The organism is Pleurocapsa sp. CCALA 161 (assembly GCF_003003995.1).
In the GTDB taxonomy this organism is placed as follows: domain Bacteria; phylum Cyanobacteriota; class Cyanobacteriia; order Cyanobacteriales; family Xenococcaceae; genus Waterburya.
The window spans coordinates 41,045-59,893 of record NZ_PVWF01000003.1 but is presented as its reverse complement, the minus strand read 5'-3'; the positions used below and the strand labels follow the sequence as shown (position 1 = coordinate 59,893).

The 18,849-nt window shown below is 40.6% G+C and carries 15 protein-coding genes; 4 read left to right on the top strand and 11 right to left on the bottom strand.

The genetic code is table 11. The features are described from left to right. Positions 1-241 precede the first annotated feature (241 nt). From C7B62_RS01570 to C7B62_RS26405, 8 genes are all read right to left on the bottom strand, one after another. Positions 242-1,741 carry an FAD-dependent oxidoreductase gene (locus tag C7B62_RS01570; protein WP_106232885.1) on the bottom strand — a complete coding sequence of 500 codons (1,500 nt, stop codon included), beginning with the start codon at positions 1,739-1,741 and terminating at the stop codon, positions 242-244. 81 nt (positions 1,742-1,822) lie between these two features. Continuing rightward, positions 1,823-2,905 carry a dTDP-glucose 4,6-dehydratase gene (gene rfbB, locus C7B62_RS01565; RefSeq protein ID WP_106232849.1) on the bottom strand — a complete coding sequence of 361 codons (1,083 nt, stop codon included), beginning with the start codon at positions 2,903-2,905 and terminating at the stop codon, positions 1,823-1,825. Between the two features lie 64 nt (positions 2,906-2,969). Then, positions 2,970-4,043 (bottom strand): glucose-1-phosphate thymidylyltransferase, encoded by a 1,074-nt coding sequence (locus C7B62_RS01560; protein ID WP_106232848.1) that lies wholly within the window; start codon positions 4,041-4,043, stop codon positions 2,970-2,972. A 95-nt stretch (positions 4,044-4,138) separates the two neighbouring features. After that, on the bottom strand, positions 4,139-5,032 hold the full coding sequence (rfbD, locus tag C7B62_RS01555; protein WP_106232847.1) for a dTDP-4-dehydrorhamnose reductase: 894 nt from the start codon (positions 5,030-5,032) through the stop codon (positions 4,139-4,141). Beyond that, complete coding sequence (rfbC, locus tag C7B62_RS01550; RefSeq protein ID WP_106232846.1) at positions 5,029-5,574, bottom strand: dTDP-4-dehydrorhamnose 3,5-epimerase; 546 nt, start codon at positions 5,572-5,574, stop codon at positions 5,029-5,031. The genes rfbD and rfbC overlap by 4 nt, the downstream gene beginning before the upstream one ends. A gap of 542 nt (positions 5,575-6,116) precedes the next feature. Further along, on the bottom strand, positions 6,117-9,398 hold the full coding sequence (locus tag C7B62_RS01545) for an alpha-mannosidase (protein WP_106232845.1): 3,282 nt from the start codon (positions 9,396-9,398) through the stop codon (positions 6,117-6,119). Positions 9,399-9,576: 178 nt separating this feature from the next. Further along, positions 9,577-11,076: a hypothetical protein gene (locus C7B62_RS01540; RefSeq protein WP_146132036.1), complete on the bottom strand. Its 1,500-nt coding sequence runs from the start codon at positions 11,074-11,076 to the stop codon at positions 9,577-9,579. Beyond that, the gene (locus C7B62_RS26405; protein ID WP_158260610.1) at positions 11,073-12,185 is read right to left on the bottom strand and encodes a DNA cytosine methyltransferase; all 1,113 of its coding nucleotides are present in this window, start codon (positions 12,183-12,185) and stop codon (positions 11,073-11,075) included. Before C7B62_RS26405 ends, C7B62_RS01540 begins: the two co-directional genes overlap by 4 nt. Before the next feature lie 373 nt (positions 12,186-12,558). On the opposite strand from C7B62_RS26405, the gene C7B62_RS01530 reads away from it, so the two are divergent. After that, positions 12,559-13,146 carry a Uma2 family endonuclease gene (locus C7B62_RS01530; RefSeq protein ID WP_106232884.1) on the top strand — a complete coding sequence of 196 codons (588 nt, stop codon included), beginning with the start codon at positions 12,559-12,561 and terminating at the stop codon, positions 13,144-13,146. A 95-nt stretch (positions 13,147-13,241) separates the two neighbouring features. Here the strand turns inward: C7B62_RS01530 and C7B62_RS01525 are convergent, their stop codons facing one another. Beyond that, positions 13,242-13,595, bottom strand: a complete 354-nt coding sequence (locus C7B62_RS01525; RefSeq protein ID WP_106232842.1) for a helix-turn-helix domain-containing protein — start codon at positions 13,593-13,595, stop codon at positions 13,242-13,244. A 108-nt stretch (positions 13,596-13,703) separates the two neighbouring features. Here C7B62_RS01525 and C7B62_RS01520 point away from each other — a divergent pair, with 108 nt between their 5' ends. Together C7B62_RS01520 and C7B62_RS01515 are read left to right on the top strand one after the other, a co-directional pair. After that, positions 13,704-14,792 (top strand): alkene reductase, encoded by a 1,089-nt coding sequence (locus C7B62_RS01520; RefSeq protein WP_106232841.1) that lies wholly within the window; start codon positions 13,704-13,706, stop codon positions 14,790-14,792. Positions 14,793-15,123: 331 nt separating this feature from the next. Further along, complete coding sequence (locus C7B62_RS01515) at positions 15,124-15,852, top strand: SDR family oxidoreductase (RefSeq protein ID WP_106232840.1); 729 nt, start codon at positions 15,124-15,126, stop codon at positions 15,850-15,852. Between the two features lie 116 nt (positions 15,853-15,968). On the opposite strand, the gene C7B62_RS01510 is transcribed toward C7B62_RS01515, so the two are convergent. After that, positions 15,969-16,268 (bottom strand): Mo-dependent nitrogenase C-terminal domain-containing protein, encoded by a 300-nt coding sequence (locus tag C7B62_RS01510; RefSeq protein ID WP_106232839.1) that lies wholly within the window; start codon positions 16,266-16,268, stop codon positions 15,969-15,971. Between the two features lie 284 nt (positions 16,269-16,552). Between C7B62_RS01510 and C7B62_RS01505 the strand changes: the two genes are divergently transcribed. Beyond that, positions 16,553-17,614: an Mrp/NBP35 family ATP-binding protein gene (locus C7B62_RS01505; protein ID WP_106232838.1), complete on the top strand. Its 1,062-nt coding sequence runs from the start codon at positions 16,553-16,555 to the stop codon at positions 17,612-17,614. A gap of 55 nt (positions 17,615-17,669) precedes the next feature. Here the strand turns inward: C7B62_RS01505 and fmt are convergent, their stop codons facing one another. Next, entirely contained in the window at positions 17,670-18,671 is a 1,002-nt protein-coding gene (gene fmt, locus C7B62_RS01500) for a methionyl-tRNA formyltransferase (RefSeq protein WP_106232837.1), read from the bottom strand. Between the last annotated feature and the right edge of the window lie 178 nt (positions 18,672-18,849).

The following is an 18,849-nucleotide window of genomic DNA, read 5'->3' as shown; positions in this document are numbered from 1 at the left end:
ACTTATGGGTGCAACTAATCGCAGAACTTAACATTGAATTAGCCAATTGACAACTTAAATTAATTGTTTCTTGATTTATAGTCTGTAGTTAATTGCTTAAAGCCCCATAAATCAAGCTTTTTGCAACCTTATTATTTTCATAAAGTCGTAGCAAGAGGTAAAACTTGCTACTTGCTACCTACTACTTGTGAAAGCTTAGAGCTACCTCCACCGATTAATGTTCAACCCAAACTAATGTTATTTAAGGCAACCAGTAACCAGGAAAAACCTTAGTTAGATCCCGCATTGCTTTATTCACACTTCGGGCAAACTGGATATGAGGTTCATCGGGTTCAATCGGAATGATCTTCGCTTCTGCACCTATACCAAATCTCTTCACAACTAAGTTAGCTGCTTCTAAACCAGTGACATAAGCCTTCTCTTGTGACCAAGAACCGTGTTGGGTGACAATCCAATCCCCACTCATAAATAAATTGGGAATATCAGTTTGAGCCTGGAGTAAATTTTGATAACTACCAGGGAAGAAGTGAGTTACTCCTTCTTTGACGCGAATGACGCTGCTGTCTATTACTTGGGCTTCAGCAAAAGCGGGAAGACAGGTGGCTAGATCTTGCTGTACCTTAGCAATAATTTGGGCATCGCTCATGGGTAAAAGTTGATTGGCGTGATAGAAATCTGCTTCGACTACGGTATTGGGTTCATTTTGATACTCGTCATGGAGATCGTTGAGATCGAAGAATGTCCACCCAGTAGTGGGATCAAAGCCAAAACAGGCATTAGAAGGAAGAGGGATATTAATTTTGCGGTCAAACCAGAGGCGAGTAGCTAAGACATCAATACCTTTAAGATTAGCCAAGTTGCGAAATTGAGCATAACTATTTAACTTACTACTACTGGCAACTATTTTCTTGATGCCACTGACACTAACACCAGATATAACCGCATCAGCAGCAAAGAATTCTTCACCGCAGATCACGCCAGTAGCTTGACCTCTATCATCAATGACAATATCGCTAACTCGTTGATTGGTTAAAACTTTGCCCCCTGCTTTTTCTATTCGATCAATCCAGGGTTTAAAAATCTTGTCCCCCACTGTTCCCCGACACCAAACCACGTCAAAATCTGGTTGATGAGCCAGGATAAAGTAATAGAGCATTCCCAAAGCAGCAGCAGCGGAACACTGTTCTCCTGGGGCAAATAAACCCACTAACAGCATAGGTTCAAAAGATTCTTGATATAGTCTTGCCGAAACCCCAAACTGTTTAAATAATTCTCTGGCAGTGACTTTATCGTAGCGTTGCCAGGCCTCATCAGAATTATCAAAGTCTACCACTGCATATAGCAAGGGTAAAGCAGAAAGGCGATCGCTCAATGGTAGACGTTGAAAGCGAGTATAGATAAAAGTACCTAGTGGAGAGGGTAAACGGGGGCGATCCTGAAAGATGGGCGACTCTACTTCCAAACCAGCAGGAGAATACTGAGACGAACGAGTAAAACGGGTAAAGGGATCGAGATTGAGTTGTTTAACGAGGCTGAAAATATTGCAGTAGGGATACCAAAAACCATGAATGCCACCTTCAACGGATCTGCCTCCTGGGGTTTTCCAACCTGCAACCAAACCACCAGGATAGGGTGCGGCTTCTAGCAAGGTAACATCATATCCCTGTTGGGCTAAATGATGGGTTGCGCCTAAACCTGCCCATCCCGCACCTATGACTACAATCTTTTTTTTGTCTGACATTGCCATCTTATTGACTATTCTTACTCTGTTAACAGGGGGAGCCCTAAAGGATTACCCTCCCGTCCTTTGCATCATAGCTATTTAGGCATACACTTGGTCGTAGTAATTTTTATACTCATCACTAAGTAAAGGCTGCCACCAATCTTGGTTAGCTAAATACCATTCTACGGTGCGTCGTAAACCTCCCTCAACGGTTTCTTGGGGACTCCAGCCTAATTCTCGCTTGATTTTGCTAGCGTCGATCGCATAACGGCGATCGTGTCCTGCGCGGTCTTTTACAAAGGTAATTAGTTCTTTTGAAGGACGTACAGGGAGATTGGGCGCAAGCTCATCCATCAATTCACACAGTTGTTGCACCAGATCGAGGTTTTTCACCTCGTTATTTCCCCCCACATTATAAGTTTCTCCTGGCGTACCACGATTAATCACCACGTCTAATGCTCGACAGTGATCTTCTACATAAAGCCAGTCCCGAATGTTTTGTCCATCACCATATACTGGTAGAGGTTTTCCTAGCAGGATATTAATACAGGTCAAAGGAATTAACTTTTCAGGAAAATGGAACGGGCCATAGTTGTTGGAACAGTTGGTAATTATGGTGGGCATACCGTAAGTATGAAAATATGCCCGCGCTAGATGATCACTTCCCGCTTTGGAGGCTGAATAGGGACTATTGGGGGTATAGGGCGTAGTTTCGGTAAAGGCGGGATCATCTGCTTGTAGACTGCCATAAACTTCATCAGTGGAAACGTGCAGAAAGCGATGGCTTTGAGGTTGCTCTCTTTGATTCCAGCGTTGGCGAAAGGCTTCTAAGAGGGTAAAAGTTCCCACCACGTTAGTCTGCACAAATGCCCCAGGCCCTAATATAGAACGGTCGACATGAGACTCAGCAGCAAAGTGGGCGACGGTATCAATATTGTCTGATTCTAAAAGATTGTCGATCAAAGTGCGATCGCAGATATCTCCCTGGACAAATTTAAACTGAGGATTATTTTCTAAATTTACTAGAGTATTTCTATTGCCTGCATAAGTCAAAGCATCCAATACCACCAGGCGATCCTTGGGATAACTTTTACTCCAATGATAAACAAAGTTAGAACCAATAAACCCTGCACCTCCTGTAATGAGAAGATTTCGGGGTATTTGATGATTATCTTGCTGCATATATTTTAGGCTTTGCTGATTTGAAGCATGAATTGATAGTGATCTCGTTTTTAGCTGAGATGTATTAGGTTAATTCTATTTGGGAATCGTCACCAATCATAAACCGTAATGCTTTTGGGCGTTGAGGTGCAACCTTCAGGTGCGCTCTTTCACCAATCAGACTATCGACAATCCGCGAACTAATTCCTTCTAAGGTTGCTCCTTGAAGAACTACGCTATGCTCAATATCAATGTCGATTAGGGTGGTGTTATCGGCAATGCTGCTATAAGGACCGATAAAGCAGTTTTGAATCTTACAGTTTTTACCAATAGTCACTGGACCACGAATCATTGAATTGGTGATCTGAGAGTTTTGCCCGACATGTACTCGACCACTAATTTTACTCTGGTCATCGATCGTTCCTTCATGGGTAGATTCCAGACAAGTATCCAGAATAATCTGATTGGCTGCTAACAGGTCGTCTTTTTTCCCTGTATCGAGCCACCATCCTGTTAATCTGTGAGAAGCTACTGCCTCTTGTTGATCGATTAAATACTGGATGGCATCGGTGATTTCTAACTCTCCTCTAGGAGATGGCTGGATATTGGCGATCGCCTGATGAATTTTGGGCGAGAAGAGATAAACTCCCACTAAAGCTAAATTAGACGGCGGATTTTGCGGTTTTTCAATTAACTCTAAAACTTTTCCATTGGCATCTACCCGCGCCACCCCAAAGGCACTGGGGTTTTCTACTTCACATAGTAAGGTCAGAGCATCTAAATGTTGCGCTTTAAACTTGTCAATAAATAAATCGAGTTCACTCTGAACTAAGTTATCTCCTAAATACATCACAAAAGGAGAATCCCCTAAAAAGGGTTGCGCCACCTTAACCGCATGAGCCAGTCCTAAAGGCTTATCTTGGGGAATATAAGTAATGTTTGCCCCAAAGCGATCGCCATTTCCTGTTTTAGTCTGTACTTCCCCCCCCGTTTCAGGACTAATGATAATGCCGATTTCGCTAATTCCTGCGGCAACGATTGACTCAATGCCATACCAAAGGATCGGTTTATTGGCGACGGGAACTAATTGTTTTGCACCTGTATAAGTCAGGGGACGTAATCTCGTACCTTTCCCACCAGATAGAATAATTGCTTTCATTTTTAATACTTGTAATTGGCTAGCTTCGTTTAGGGTGAGACTGTATTAGCTTTTAGCTTTGACCGAAGGGAATCCTTTAGGATAGCTTTTAGCTTTTAGTAATTACTAATCGATTTCCATTCACTAAGCATCTTTCTTAGAGAATCCCGCCAGTAGGGAGGATGAATTCCTAGTGTTTCCGTGATTTTGGTTTTGGCTAATACGGAATAGGCTGGACGTTGAGTGGGAGTGGGAAACTCGGCGGTAGTGATGGGTATAACCTGTTTAACTTTTACAGGAAATCCCAGTTGTTTAGCTTCGTCAAAAGTTGCTAGGGCTAAATCGTACCAACTAGCTACACCACTATTAGTAAAGTGATATATCCCGTTAATATTTTCATCTGCCCAAGATTTGGGTAGTAACTGAGTAATTGCCAGGGCAATATCATAAGACCAACTAGGACTCCCAATCTGATCGGCGACTACCTTTAACTCTGTTCGCTCTGAACCCAAGCGCAGCATGGTTTTAACAAAGTTGCCATGACCTTTAGAACCATATACCCAAGCAGTACGCAAAATTAAATGGCGATCGCAATTTTCTCTTACGCCAATTTCCCCCAGTAGTTTAGACTTGCCGTATACTCCCAAGGGATCAGTGGGATCGCGCTCTTGATAGGGAGTATGATTGTGACCATTAAATACATAGTCGGTGGAAATATGCAGTACCGTTGCACCTATATTTTGAGCGGCAACGGCGATCGCTTTGGGTGCTGTGGCATTAATTGCCATAGCCAGATCAGATTCGCTTTCCGATTTATCCACGGCAGTATAGGCAGCAGCATTAACAATTACATTAGGCTTAATTTCGGCAATTCGCTCCTGAATTTGTTCAGGTTGGCTTAAATCTAGTGATTGACGACCAACACCAATCACTTCGCCGATGCTTGGTAGAGTCTGCTGTAGTTCTTGTCCTATTTGTCCTGTGATGCCAATTAACAATATTTTGCTCATGCAAACACCTCAGCTTTTTCTAAAGGTAAGCCAGAGCGATCTTTCACCGATAACACTGGTTCTCCCTCGATTTTCCAGTCTATATTAAGTGCAGGATCGTTCCACAAAATCGAACGTTCATGTTCTGGCGAATAATAATCAGTGGTCTTATATAAAAAGTCTGCCATTTCTGATAAAACCACAAACCCGTGAGCAAAACCAGGAGGAACCCAGAGTTGTCTGTAGTTAGTTTCACTTAAAAGGCATCCCGTCCATTGTCCAAAAGTTGGTGAACTCTTACGGATATCTAGCGCCACATCATATACTGAACCAGTCGTCACCCGCACCAGTTTTCCTTGAGGGTTTTGGATTTGATAATGTAGACCTCGTAATACATTTTGAGCAGAACGAGAATGGTTATCTTGGACAAAACCATTAGTCACACCAGTTTTCTCTCTAAAAGTTTTTTCATTAAAGCTTTCCAGAAAAAAACCGCGCTCATCACCGAAGACTTTGGGTTCAATAATTAAAACATCGGGAATTTTGGTTTGAATAACTTCCATAAAGCTTTTGATCTAATAGTTATTTGCTATTGGTATTTAGGGAAGCAGGCATAATTATTTATCAAAGATACAGCAACTAACGACTATAGTAATACGTACTCAAGTTCGGACATTTACTACCTACTACCTAAGGCGGCTTTTTGGTAAGAATACTCTTACCAAAAACGCGCCGTACTACCTACGAACAGTTAACTAAACTTGCCCTAATATAACTTTGTACGGCTATAGTAGCCAGCTTTGCTTTCTCTACAAATCAATGATTTAAGCATTGTCTATTTAATTTCACCCACTTATTTAAGAATAAATTTGTCTCTTTCCTCCAGTGCATCCAGTTATGAGAACTTCTTTTCCTAAGAGAAATAAATCTTAACCCAGGCTAGAGCAAAGGATTATTCTCTAACTGCATTACAATAACATAGTCAAGTTTAAAGCAATCTTAGTAAAATTATGGAGTAGTTATTAATATTTTTACTTTTGAACTATTTAGAGTAATTTCTAATTATTGATGGTTGATAAAAGAAATTAATTTAGATTAGCTGTATTTAGAGATATTTTTTGAGTTGAAAACTACTAATTTGATAAGGTTTAAGTTGATTTAGTTTTTGATTGTTCAGCTGTTTTCTCCCTAAACAATCAATTTGCTTATCTAACTCTAGATTTAAGTCACTTCTAAGCTTAAGCTTCGTTTCTGTTCCCCACGCTTCATAGCAACGTAAAGTTAATTGATGATTAGATAACTGCAACGCCATTAAAATTAAGTTGTCGGTAGATAAATTTAATAATTCACTTTCAGTTGGTAGTTGCTGACTATGATGATTATTTTGCTCTGGTTGAGTCAGAATTACTGTCTGCAAGGGCGTATTTAATTCATAACCTTTTTGGACAGTGTTGGCTTCTTGCCAGCTATTTTGATGGGGATAGATACAATAGGTAAAATGATGGATTCTGCGATCGCTCTGTGGATCTGGCCAAGTCGCTGCCCTCAATAAAGTTAGGCGCAGTTGATTTGGTTGAGCATCATAACCATACTTGCAATCGTTAAGTAAACTAACTCCGTAGTTTGCTTTTTCGTCTGTTAAATCCGCCCAATTTAAGGCGGGTACTTCCCATTGAGCTTTTTCTGCTGGTGTTTGCGGTTTGGTAGTACGTTGAATTGTGCCACAGGGAATTTCGTAGGTAACATAATCGCTAGTTAGATTTAAGGGAAATGCCACCTTGACCATGATATGGGTTTCCTGCCAATCAACCGTGTTTTTTATGGTTAAGAGATTTTCCTGTGTTTTTAATATATAGTCTTGAATAAATTCTGAACTATTAAACTGTTTAATTACTCTAATTACCTGTTTGAATTCGCTATCTTCTAACCACTCAATTGATGTTAGTTGAGTATCAGATAATTGCTGCTGCTCATATTCTGGATCGATATTCCAAGCATCCCAATACTGTCCTTGGTCTGTAAAAGCCTGTAGTTTATTGGCAGGCGATCGCAATACTTCTCGTTCATTGATCTTGTCAAAAATACTATCTAAATTGCCAGTTTGGGGATTAACAATAACTTTTAAATAATTATTTTCTAACAGGTAATCCACTTTAAATTCATCCTGCGATCTAGTTCCCAACTCTTGACACAACCAATACAGACTGTAGCCTACCCCTGGAATATCTTGAGCCAGAAAACTCAATTTACCTGCTTGATTGCTATTAGCAGAAATTCTGTTTCCTTGATGATCCCAGAGCCAAAAGAGATGTTCATCATTAAATCTAGAATCTTCTAGAGTTACTATTTGCGATCGCTTCCAGTTCAGAGAGTTAAACACAACTATAGGTACAGCATTCGCTTCGGGCGCGTCAGGCAACTTAATACTTGTAGCAATGGTATTCAAAGCATGTTGCAAAAGACTTTCTCCTAGAGCGATCGCCTCCTCCCAGTCTCGATTAGCTTCTGTAAAAACTTCGGCGATCGATGTTCCAGGCAAGATATCGTGAAACTGATTAAATAAAACCTTCTTCCAGGCAATTTCCACTAGCTGTTGAGGATTTGCTTGACAAAAACCTGCTTTTTCAATTATTTTTTTTATATTGGGAAATAGTGGCTGAATATCAAACCTGTCTCCACAAAGCAGCATTGCCAAAGTTGACCACAACTCCGCCTCATAGAGTAACCTTTCACAACGGCGATTATATTTTTTCTGATCGGCATGAACCGTATAACAACCACGGTGCAATTCTAGATAAAGCTCATCTCGCCATATCGGAAACTGATGCCGAGTAATCCCTTTATCCTCTTCCATACCTGCTGCGCCCTGAGCATTCCCTGACATCTTCTTCTTATCTTCCTTTGCGTCTTGGCCCCAAACTAAGCGGGATAAACGACTTTGCGCGAAACCTCCTCCAATCCGCCTCAAATAATCCCTAGCAGTAACAAACTCAATTTGCGGAAAAAATGGGGAGTTATGCCATTTAGCAGCAACCTCCAACATATCTCTAGTTGGGCCACCGCCATGATCGCCTACTCCTGGTAGCCAAAATATCTCCTGTAAACCTGTCTGCACTTCCCAATCAACTCCATAGTTAGTCATGGTAATCGGGTTCGTATCCATTACTCCCGTCACATTGGGAGGAGACATGAGAGTTAATAACTGCGTCCCGTCGGGAGACTCCCACCAGAAACAGCCATGAGGAAACTTGGTCGTGTCATTCCAGTGCAGTTTACCCGTTACAAAATATTCAATCCCGCACTGTTGCATAATTTGGGGTAGTTGCCAAGTAAACCCAAAGCTATCAGGTAGCCAAGCAACTTTAGCTATTTCGCCAAACTTCTCCTGATTGTATTGCTGTCCATAGATAAATTGTCGGATTAACGATTCACCACTCACTAAGTTAGTTTCAGGTTCAACCCACATCCCGCCTAATATTTCCCATTTATTGGATCTAACGGCAGCCTGAATTGACTTAAACAACTCAGGGCGATTATGCTCAATCCACTCGTATAAGGCAGGGCTAGTATGACCAAAAGTAAGAGCGGGAAAATCTTGCTGTAGATTCAGGACAGATTTAAAAGTTCGTTCCGCAACTTCATAGGTTTCATCTGTTGTCCATAACCAAGCCATGTCCAGGTGAGCATGACCGAGTAAATTAAAACGACGCTGTTTAATATCCTGTGCCAAGGGTAATAAGCGCGATCGCAACTGTGCCAAATCATCGTTAAACTTATCAGCCTGTGCTAGATGCTGCCAGTCAAACCGATTTAATTTTGCTGCTAACACCTCTAAATCTGCGGGTTTAAATTGAGACAGATACTTGCTTAAAACAGTAATTTCATCCGCAACTAAACCAGGGTCGATATTTTGGGGAGTATTTACTTGTTCATAAATCAAATGCGATCGCATTAAAGCCCCAATATCATGATGCGGACTAACCAGGCGAATAGTAACCAGATATTCTTGTCCTGGTTGAGCATAATCTGTAATTAATACCCGCGCTGAAGAATCAAATAAATCCCCCTGCTGCACCAACTCCCCGTTAATAAATATTTGAGCATCTGTCGCCCACCAAGTTAAGACTAAACGTAAACTCAACCCCTCGATGGGATAACCCTGTAGTGTTTGGGGAATAACAATCTGCTGCCCTAGCCATTTAACCTCTTGTCCTGAAGGAAAAACTACATAGCCTTTGTCGTTCAGTGTTGCTGTGGGAGATTTAATCAGATCTGCTGGTACTGAAGTATTGCCTAAATCCTGCCAACTAGCTTGTACCTCTGATTGCACTAATTGTCGTAATTTAGCGATCGCTTTTTGGATAGTTAGAACAGGGTTTTCCAGCATAAGTTTAAGAGACTGTTTGCAAAGTAAATACTAAGGAAAGATTCTGTATATTCTCCTCGAAAAGAGTGGTTATACGGAATTATTCCGCATAATAAATATTTAGCTTGTTTTAGTCCTCGGTGAGGGCAGTACGTAGAAATACTTGTGATGGTAGTTGATGGTAAGGTGTTCTAAGCCCTCAACTAGCATTTTGAACCTCAAGCTCAACCGCTCCAGCAGTTAACGCTAAAAATGAGTCTGCCCTTGAGCAGAGGAGTCCGATATTTATATCAGATGAAAAATAATCGGGTGTCCATGTTGGAAGTTGCAGAGTGTTGCCAAGAACCAAGATAGAATTTGGTCTTACTTGAGTTTGAAGTTGCCTTCTGTATCGATACTCCGATAGTTGCCCTACACCCAAACGGATACGTGGTTGAAAATTCCGACGATTGATAGTCTTAACCTCAAAAATAGTTTCAAAACCGTCTTTCTCCGCAAGCAAATCTACTGAGTTCGGATCGTCTGCCACGTTATACGAGAGTTCTGTCAGTTTTGTAGCAAGCCGTGCAACGATTTCTTGATGTTGACGTGTTTTATCACGCAATCGTAGCCTGCCCTGAATCAGACTTTCTACATCAACGGTGACATCAACATCAACAATCTCAGGAATGCTTGGTGAAAAAGGTCTGAGATTAATTTCTGATATCTCGACAATTACAGAAGGACTATCGATTTCATCTAGTAATTCGTGATCAGGATAATTCTCTGAGAGGTATTCTTGGCTACGTAACTCATCTGGTGTTATCCATTGAGATTCAATGCTTGGGCTACCAAAGAAGCCATACCAAGCTAGAGCATTTTCAAGCTCAACTGAACTTTGTGGTATCCAAAAAGTTACTGGATCAGCATGAAAATCTAAAATAGTTTGAAGCTGCTCAATTTCTGCCAAAACGCTAGGTGCCAAAGAGATTCTATTGCCTTGTTTAACAGCAAAATCACCTTGACCCAGAAACTGAAACCACTCTTGAACATCTCGCAGTCTTCGCTGATCTGCTTCGGACGTGTTACCCGTTTGTCTCAGTTGCAATAATCTTGTGTAAGCCTCTTGCCAGTCGCTATTGCGAATTGTTGGTACAAGCGCTAGAAGACATTCACGAGTGTCTAGAGTTGGAGAATATCCTTGCCGATACAGTTCAAGCAAGATTTGTAGAATCAACACTCCTGGCTTTATCAGAATTCCTGAATTGATATCCAATTCCATTCTATTTGCTGGAATACTGATTCCTGCTTGTGATAATTCTCCTTTCACCGCAGGAGATATAGCTGTCTTATGTCCATTCGGGTATTGATAAGCAAGAACTTGAGTAGAAAAAAGTTCAGAGTAACCAATCGTACCATCAATGAACATTAATCCGATTGGTGTTAATTGTGGTTGTTTAATATATCTTGTCGAATAAATTAAACCTAAATCAGGTAGGATCTGCTGGTAATCACGCCAAGCATCTATTTGACCAGAATCTGCTCTAACATTTGGGGTGAAAATTCCTTCGGCGACTAAAGCCTGGTTAACCAATGCACGATAGTTAGAATATCGCCTGAACCGATACGCTGAATCAAGAAGAGCAAAAACTTCTCTTGAGTTTACTCTTCCCATATGGTGATTGAAAGACCATGAATATCCAGGGTAAGGAAGTGTCAAAATACTAACTCCTTTTTCTTCAGGCTTTCCAGGGCAGTCCTGATAGACTTTCCGACTGCAAGCGCAAGCAATGGAGGTACCGCGTTACCGACCTGCCTGTACTGTGCTGTCGAGGTTCCCAAAAATCTATACCAGTCTGGAAATGATTGAAGACGTGCTGCTTCTCTTACAGTAATGTGCCGAGGATGATATGGATGAATATGAGGTCTACCACCTCCAGCTTTAGAACCAACTAACACTGTCCCTGAAGGTCTTTCAGGGTCAATTCTATCTGTGTGGTCTATCTTGTCTCTTCCACCTTGAGGGATTTGCTCATATCGACTACGTACTCTATCCCCATGAATACGAATGTCATGGTTGCACAGTCCATCGACGTTTTCTAAGGCAAACTTTGCAGGTATCCAGTCTGGTAAGTGCTGATTAAGCAAATCTAAACTTGATGGATCACGGTACTCAGGATCAGGAAATACAAATTCAGTAGGCTGGCGGAAGCCCACAACAAAGACCCTCTTTCTGATCTGCGGTACTCCATAATTAGCAGAATTTAGAGTGGAAGTGTAAAGGTCATATCCAGTTTCAACTTGAAAATGGTAATAAAGCTTTTCCCAATCTTCACCACCATTAAGAGTTAATAGACCTGGAACATTCTCAAAAACAAAGGCTTCAGGCTCTAACTCATTGATAAGACGAATATAGTCAAAAACAAGTTGTCCTCGTAAATCTGAGAATGAGCCTCTTTTGCCTAAAATGCTAAATGCCTGACATGGGGGACCTCCTGCTATGAGGCTTATTCTCTCTGACTTCACAAGCTCTTTGATTTTTTGCCCCTTCAAGTCTCTGATGTCTTTAGGTTCTGTTACACAGTTTTGAAAATTATAGGAAATGGTATCGCAATAATATTGAACTTCATCATTCGCATACCTGAAGTCAAACCCTGCCAGCGATAAGCCTAGATCTAATCCACCACCACCTGAAAATAACGAAACAGCAACTAACTCCTTGCTCCTTCTCTGGGGCAAGCGTAGAGTATTTAGAGCGGTAAGATGAGAGTTCATCGAGGTTTCAAGGGCTTGTTGTACAGGTGTTCTGGGTATATGATTATATCTCAAAATGCGACGTTCAGTTCTTTGCTACTGTAAAATAAAAATACGCTTAAATAACGTTAGTGTGATCGCCGATCTTGTAGGTTGGATAGAGTCCGCGAAACCCAACAAATACACTATGCTGTATCTCTAACTTCACTAACTATCGTTAATTGGCGATCCAAAGGCTAGGCGAAGCCTAACCGCTTTTTGAATAGTTCCAGCAGGGTTTTCAAGCATAAGTTTAATTTCTTAATTTATTTTTGATATATTTTGTTCGCTCCATTCTGCCCGTAAAAATAAAGAATCGGCTAAGTTAGAGGTGGCAATTCGGGAGAATTTGCGAGGATTAGGGTATGAACTTTAAGTTGGTATCACTACTTTTAAATAGGAGATGGTTATGATTGCAGCTAGAGAGCAAGAGCGACACTTTACACCTGAAGAGTATTTTGTTTGGGAGGAGCAACAATTAGAAAGGCATGAGCTAATCGATGGTCGCGTGTATGCGATGAGTGGAGGCACAAAAAATCATAGTGCCATTAAACTGAATATTGGCATTTTAATCAAGACTCACTTGCGGGGTAGTAAGTGTAGTGTTTTTAATTCAGACTTAAAGGTTAATATCTTCAATACTCACAACTATACCTATCCCGATCTAAGTGTCACTTGCGATCCGCAAGATAATTCTAGCACTCAATATATTACCTATCCCTGTTTAATTGTTGAGGTTTTATCGGATAGCACTGAGGCTTATGACCGAGGCAAAAAGTTTGAAAAATATCGCCGCAATCCAAATTTGGTTGATTATGTTTTAGTGAGTTCTGATGAGATAGCGATTGATATTTATCACAAAAACGATGCGGGAGATTGGTTGATTCTAAGCTATCGAGCGGGCGATCTCGTAGAGCTTAAAAGTATTAGTTTAAGTTTAGCGATCGAGCAGTTCTATGAAGAAATTGTTTTCGAGCAGCAATCTGAAATTTCTTAGAAAAAAGACTATCTAAAATCTAAAAAAGAATGCGGAGAAGTTTGCGATCGCTTTTGGATAGTTGCAGCAGAATTTTCAAGCATAAGTTTGATTTATTAATTTATTTTTGATACATTTTGTTCGCTCCATTCTGCCAGTAAAGACAAAGGTTCGACTAGGGTTTCACCCAAAGGCGTGAGAGAATATTCAACCTGTGCAGGAACTGCTGGATAAACTTTTCTTTTGACCAAGCCATTCTGTTCTAATTTACGAAGAGTTTGAGTTAAAACTTTTTGAGAAATCCCTTCTATTTTACGTTCCAATTGTTTATAACGTCTGGTTTGATAAGCAAGACAATAAATAATAATTACACTCCATTTATTGCCGATAATATCCAAAACTTGTTGAGTAGGACAATCAAGAGTGAATATTTCGGGTTCTGGACGATTACGGATTAATTTACGCACCATTTGGTATGTATCTTACTTTTGAGTACCTTCTTGATTGATGGTACGGATAGGCTTAATGATATCAGTAGGGTATTTACTACTCAAGCAAAAATTAACTAAATCCAAATTATGAACTCTAATCTTTTTGACTCTTTTCAATTAGGCTCAAATAATTTAGACAACCGTGTGGTGATGGCTCCCATGACTCGCTTACGTGCTGATGGGACAATTCCCACTCAGTTAATGGCAGAATATTATGCTCAACGTGCCACTGCTGGTTTAATTATTACTGAATGCACTATGATATCTCCCCTCAGTCAAGGATATATGAATGTACCTGGTATTTATAACGAGGAGCAAATTCAAGGTTGGAAATTAGTTACTAATGCAGTTCACGCTCAGGGCGGTAAAATATTTTTACAAATTTGGCATAGTGGCAGAGTAGCTCATTCCGCTCTACTTAATGGAGAAAAACCAGTTGCACCAAGTGCGATCGCAGCTACAGGTCAATTACATACTCCTATTGGTAAGGTAGAGATAGAAACTCCTCATGCTTTGGAAACCTCAGAAATCTCCGAAATTATTGCTCAATTTCGTCAAGCAACAGTCAATGCAAAACAGGCTGGTTTTGATGGAGTAGAGTTACACGGCGCCTTTGGTTATCTAATCGATCAATTTTTACAGGATGGTTCAAATCAACGCCAGGATAAGTATGGTGGATCGATAGAAAATCGCGCTCGTTTTTTACTAGAGGTAGTTGAAGCAGTAACTCAAGTTTGGAGAGGTGACTGTATTGGAATTAAATTATCTCCTAGTAATACTTTTTATGGCATGGTTGACTCCGATCCTCAAGCCACTTTTAGCTACGTAATCAAAGCCTTGAATAATTTTAATTTGGCATATATTCATCTAATGGAAGCCAATGAAGTTGACCTAAAGACTCGTCAGGTTATTGATCCCGTTTTACCCATTTTTCGTCCTCTTTATCAGGGAAATATTATTACCAATGGTGGTTATAACAAAGAGACAGGAAATAGCGCGATCGCTTCTGGAAATGCCGAGTTAGTTTCTTACGGTAGACCATATCTAGCTAATCCTGATTTGGTCAAGAGATTTGTTGCTAATGCTCCCTTAAATGAACCTGACCCCAGAACTTTTTACGGTAGAGGTGATACTGAAAACGCAAAAGTTGGCTATACAGATTATTCTTTTCTTTGAATCAAATGCTTTATTACTACCTAAACCGCATCCAGTTTGAAACCAGGGGTTTTTAAGTTAACTCTGCGCAAGTAGCCCTAAAGGATTCCCTTCGGTCTCAAGTAGCAAGTTCCACACCCGCGTAGCAATGAACTTCTGTTAAACTTGTTAAAAAACTATGGTTTTCTATGTAGACGAGGTTTAAATTAATTATGTGATCAAATTGGAATTGACTCAGGACAGATTTAACTTTTTGAAAGTAGTGAAACACAAAGTCTTCTGGGATTGACGTAGTGTGAATCCGCCACCTAACAATCTGATTGTACACCGACCGTTTTGCTGAAAAGCACATATGAGTTTGAGTCAAAAGAAAATTGCACTTATCACTGGGGCTAACAAGGGGATTGGCTTTGAAATCAGTCGCCAGTTAGCTCGACTGGGTATTAAAGTCGTGATGGGCGTTCGGGATGCTACCAGAGGAGACGTATCTGTAAATCAACTATTGCAAAATGGTCTGGATGTTGAGTTTAAGTGCTTAGATGTGACCGATGGTGAGAGCATTGAGGCTATTCGTAGCTACATAGACAAGACATACGGCAAGCTAGATATCCTGATTAATAATGCTGGTATCTGTCTTGATTCAGGACAGAAATCCAGCAAAGTTAGCCTAGAAGTTATCAGACAAACATTGGAAACAAATTTCATTGGTGCTGTGGCAATAACTCAAGCATTACTACCACTGATTCGTAAGAGTAAAGCAGGTCGGATTGTGAACATGAGTAGCGGGCGTGGTTCACTCACACAACATAGCGACCCCAATTGTCACTACGCTAAGACTTTGGCATACAACTCATCTAAAACGGCTCTTAATTCGTTTACAGTCATGCTAGCAGCGGAACTGAAAGACACAGTTATTAAAGTAAACTCTGCTGATCCTGATTGGTGTCGTACAGATATGGGGACAGAAGCGGCAACTCATTCTGCTGAAGAAGGCGCAGATACACCCGTGTGGTTAGCAACATTATCTACTGAGGGTTTCACAGGAGGCTTTTTCAATTCTCGTACTCCTGTACCTTGGTAGCCAGCCAATACTGTTCGGTTAAGCTCAAAAGATGAGTTAATGAGAGTATCCGTAATAAAAAGCTAATGAAACTGTTGCCCCTAACTCTGATTAATTGAGTGCATGACTGCTGAGAATTAGTATGAACAATAGGGAGTAATGTCTTCGCCACATTCATCGGCAAGAAAACACAGGGCGCGAAATCTCAAGCCGATCAACTCCTCGTATAAGGGATTGAATTTGCACAAAGCAGGAATTTTCACTATAACTCGATCAAATGCTCGTATTTCTCTGGCAAAAGGACATTGAGCAGGAATCAATCTAACAATACGTCTTGCAGTTTGCTCTTGTTTGATCTCTAAATTATTGAGCCACTGCTGGAGAAATAGTACAAGTTTGAAAGTTTTCTGTTGTCGTTTCTGAATTAAAGTTGTCATCCTGTTTAATTTATTTTGTTTAACTATTGCTATACAAATAAGCTAACACAATCTTTTTAGCACTTTAATATAATTATTTTTTATCATTGATTAGCAAAATTTATCAAAAAGCTTTAAGCTCTAGAATCTAAACTTTTAAATTAACTACCTGCGATCGCCACTTTGAATTACAGCATTATTAATTGTTAATTGATTAGCCTGCCCTTTTACACTGATAATTAAGCATAGGTAACAATACTTGGTTTTGATCAAGAATGGCGATCGCTTTTTAGAGGATAAAAATAATGTTGGATAGTAAATCAGTTTTAGAAGTATTACGTCCCGTACAAGATCCAGAGCTACAAAAGAGTCTTGTCGAGCTAAATATGATTCGCAACGTCGTGGTTGAGGGAGGAAAAGTTAGCTTTACTTTGGTCTTAACTACTCCTGCATGTCCTTTGAGAGAATTCATTGTCGAAGATTGTCAGACAGCAGTTAAAAAGCTACCTGGAGTAGAAACCGTGGAGGTAGAAGTTACTGCCGAAACTCCTCAGCAGAAATCCTTGCCCGATCGCGCTTCTATCCCAGGAATTAAAAATATTCTGGCTATTTCTAGTGGTAAAGGTGGAGTGGGTAAAAGTTCCGTTGCCGTAAATGTAGCTGTTGCTTTAGCTACCAAAGGTTCTAAGGTAGGCTTGTTAGATGCCGATATTTATGGTCCAAATGCCCCGAATATGTTGGGTTTGTCTGATGCCAAAATTGCGGTGAAACAGGGTAAAACTGGCGAAATACTCGAACCTGCTTTTAATCATGGGGTAAAGCTTGTTTCCATGGCGTTCTTGATCGATCCAGATCAGCCCGTCATTTGGCGAGGACCAATGCTGAATGGAATTATTCGTCAGTTTCTCTACCAGGTAGAGTGGGGGGAATTAGATTATCTAATTGTTGATATGCCACCTGGTACGGGAGATGCTCAGTTGACTATGGCGCAAGCTGTCCCTATGGCAGGGGCAGTAATTGTGACCACACCTCAGACGGTATCTTTAATTGATGCGCGGCGTGGCTTAAAAATGTTCCAGCAGCTAGGGGTAAACCTTTTAGGAATTGTCGAGAATATGAGCTATTTTATTCCTCCCGATCAGCCAGAGAAAAGCTACGATTTATTTGGTTCAGGTGGTGGCACCAGAACGGCTCAAGAATTGAATGTTCCCTTACTTGGCTGTGTTCCCCTAGAAATTGCCCTGAGAGAAGGAGGGGATAACGGGACTCCTATTGTAGTTTCTGCGCCTGAATCTAAATCTGCTCAAGCTTTAGTGGCGATCGCCGAACAAATTGCTGCTAAGGTATCTATTGCTGCCTATGCCTAATTTGTTTATTTATACCATGTATATGCTAGGAGCAATGCGCGAATTTTCCCTACCGTTAACCGTTATCAATTACGGTACCGACTTCGATCCGCATACCGTTAACAAAGTCCCAGCCAGACTGAGGGCGTTTACCTGCAAGCTGGACTTGTTTAAGGAGTAGCAACCCCAAACCTGTTTGGACTAATCCACCATGATTTTTGAGGTTTTTAACAATCTCTCCTGGTTTACCTGTAAGGGTTGCTAATTCAGCATAATGTTGCTTAATATTCCCATACTCTGCGGGTAAATCATTAATTGTGTTTTGAGTAATTGGTACTGTAGCGCTTATTTTTAAGGTTTTGTCTGCTAAGGTGGCGAAGCAGTTAGGGAAAAATCCTCTGACTTGGTTGTGGATAGCGATCGCGCTTTTTGACCAATCAATAGCAAAGTCAGCTTTGTCAATCAGGCGCGCATAACTAGCCTGACTATCATCTTGAGGTGTAGGAGTTAGAGCTTGCTGTTCTAGTTGAAATAGAGTTTCTAACAGCAAGTCTGCACCCTGATTAGCTAGATTTACAGCTAGATCGTGAGCATTATCGAGTAAATTAATTTTTGTTTTGGCTTTGAGCAGCATATCTCCCGTATCCATTCCAATATCCATCAACATCGTCGTAATTCCTGTCGTGCGATCGCCATTAACAATACTCCACTGAATTGGTGCTGCACCACGATATTTAGGCAACAAAGAACCATGAACATTGATACAGCCAAGCTTAGGCATCTGGAGAATTTCCGCAGATAAAATTTGTCCGTAGGCAATAACGACAAAAGCATCTGCTTCAGTCGCGATCAGATCATCTAAGGTTTGACGATCTTTCTTGATTCTTGTGGGCTGCCATACAGGTAAATTATGCTCTAGAGCGACTTGTTTAATGGCTGAAGGCTGAGTTTTACTACCACGTCCCCTTCTCTTATCAGGTTGCGTTACCACTCCTATCACTTCAATTGACGAGTCTGACAAGAGCTTGTTTAGAGTAGGAACAGCAAATTGCGGAGTACCAAAAAAAACGATTTTCATATATTGTGTTCGATCTTATGCCTGCATTAAAACTCGTCAGTTTGTAGCTTTAAGCTTTAAGCCTAAAAGTGCTACAAATACTTTACCAACATTCTTTGCTAAACTATCCTGTTATCGCCTCCGCACATTGAGAACGATTAAGTTTTTACTTTTGGTTTTATTGAAAATATCTTAAAAG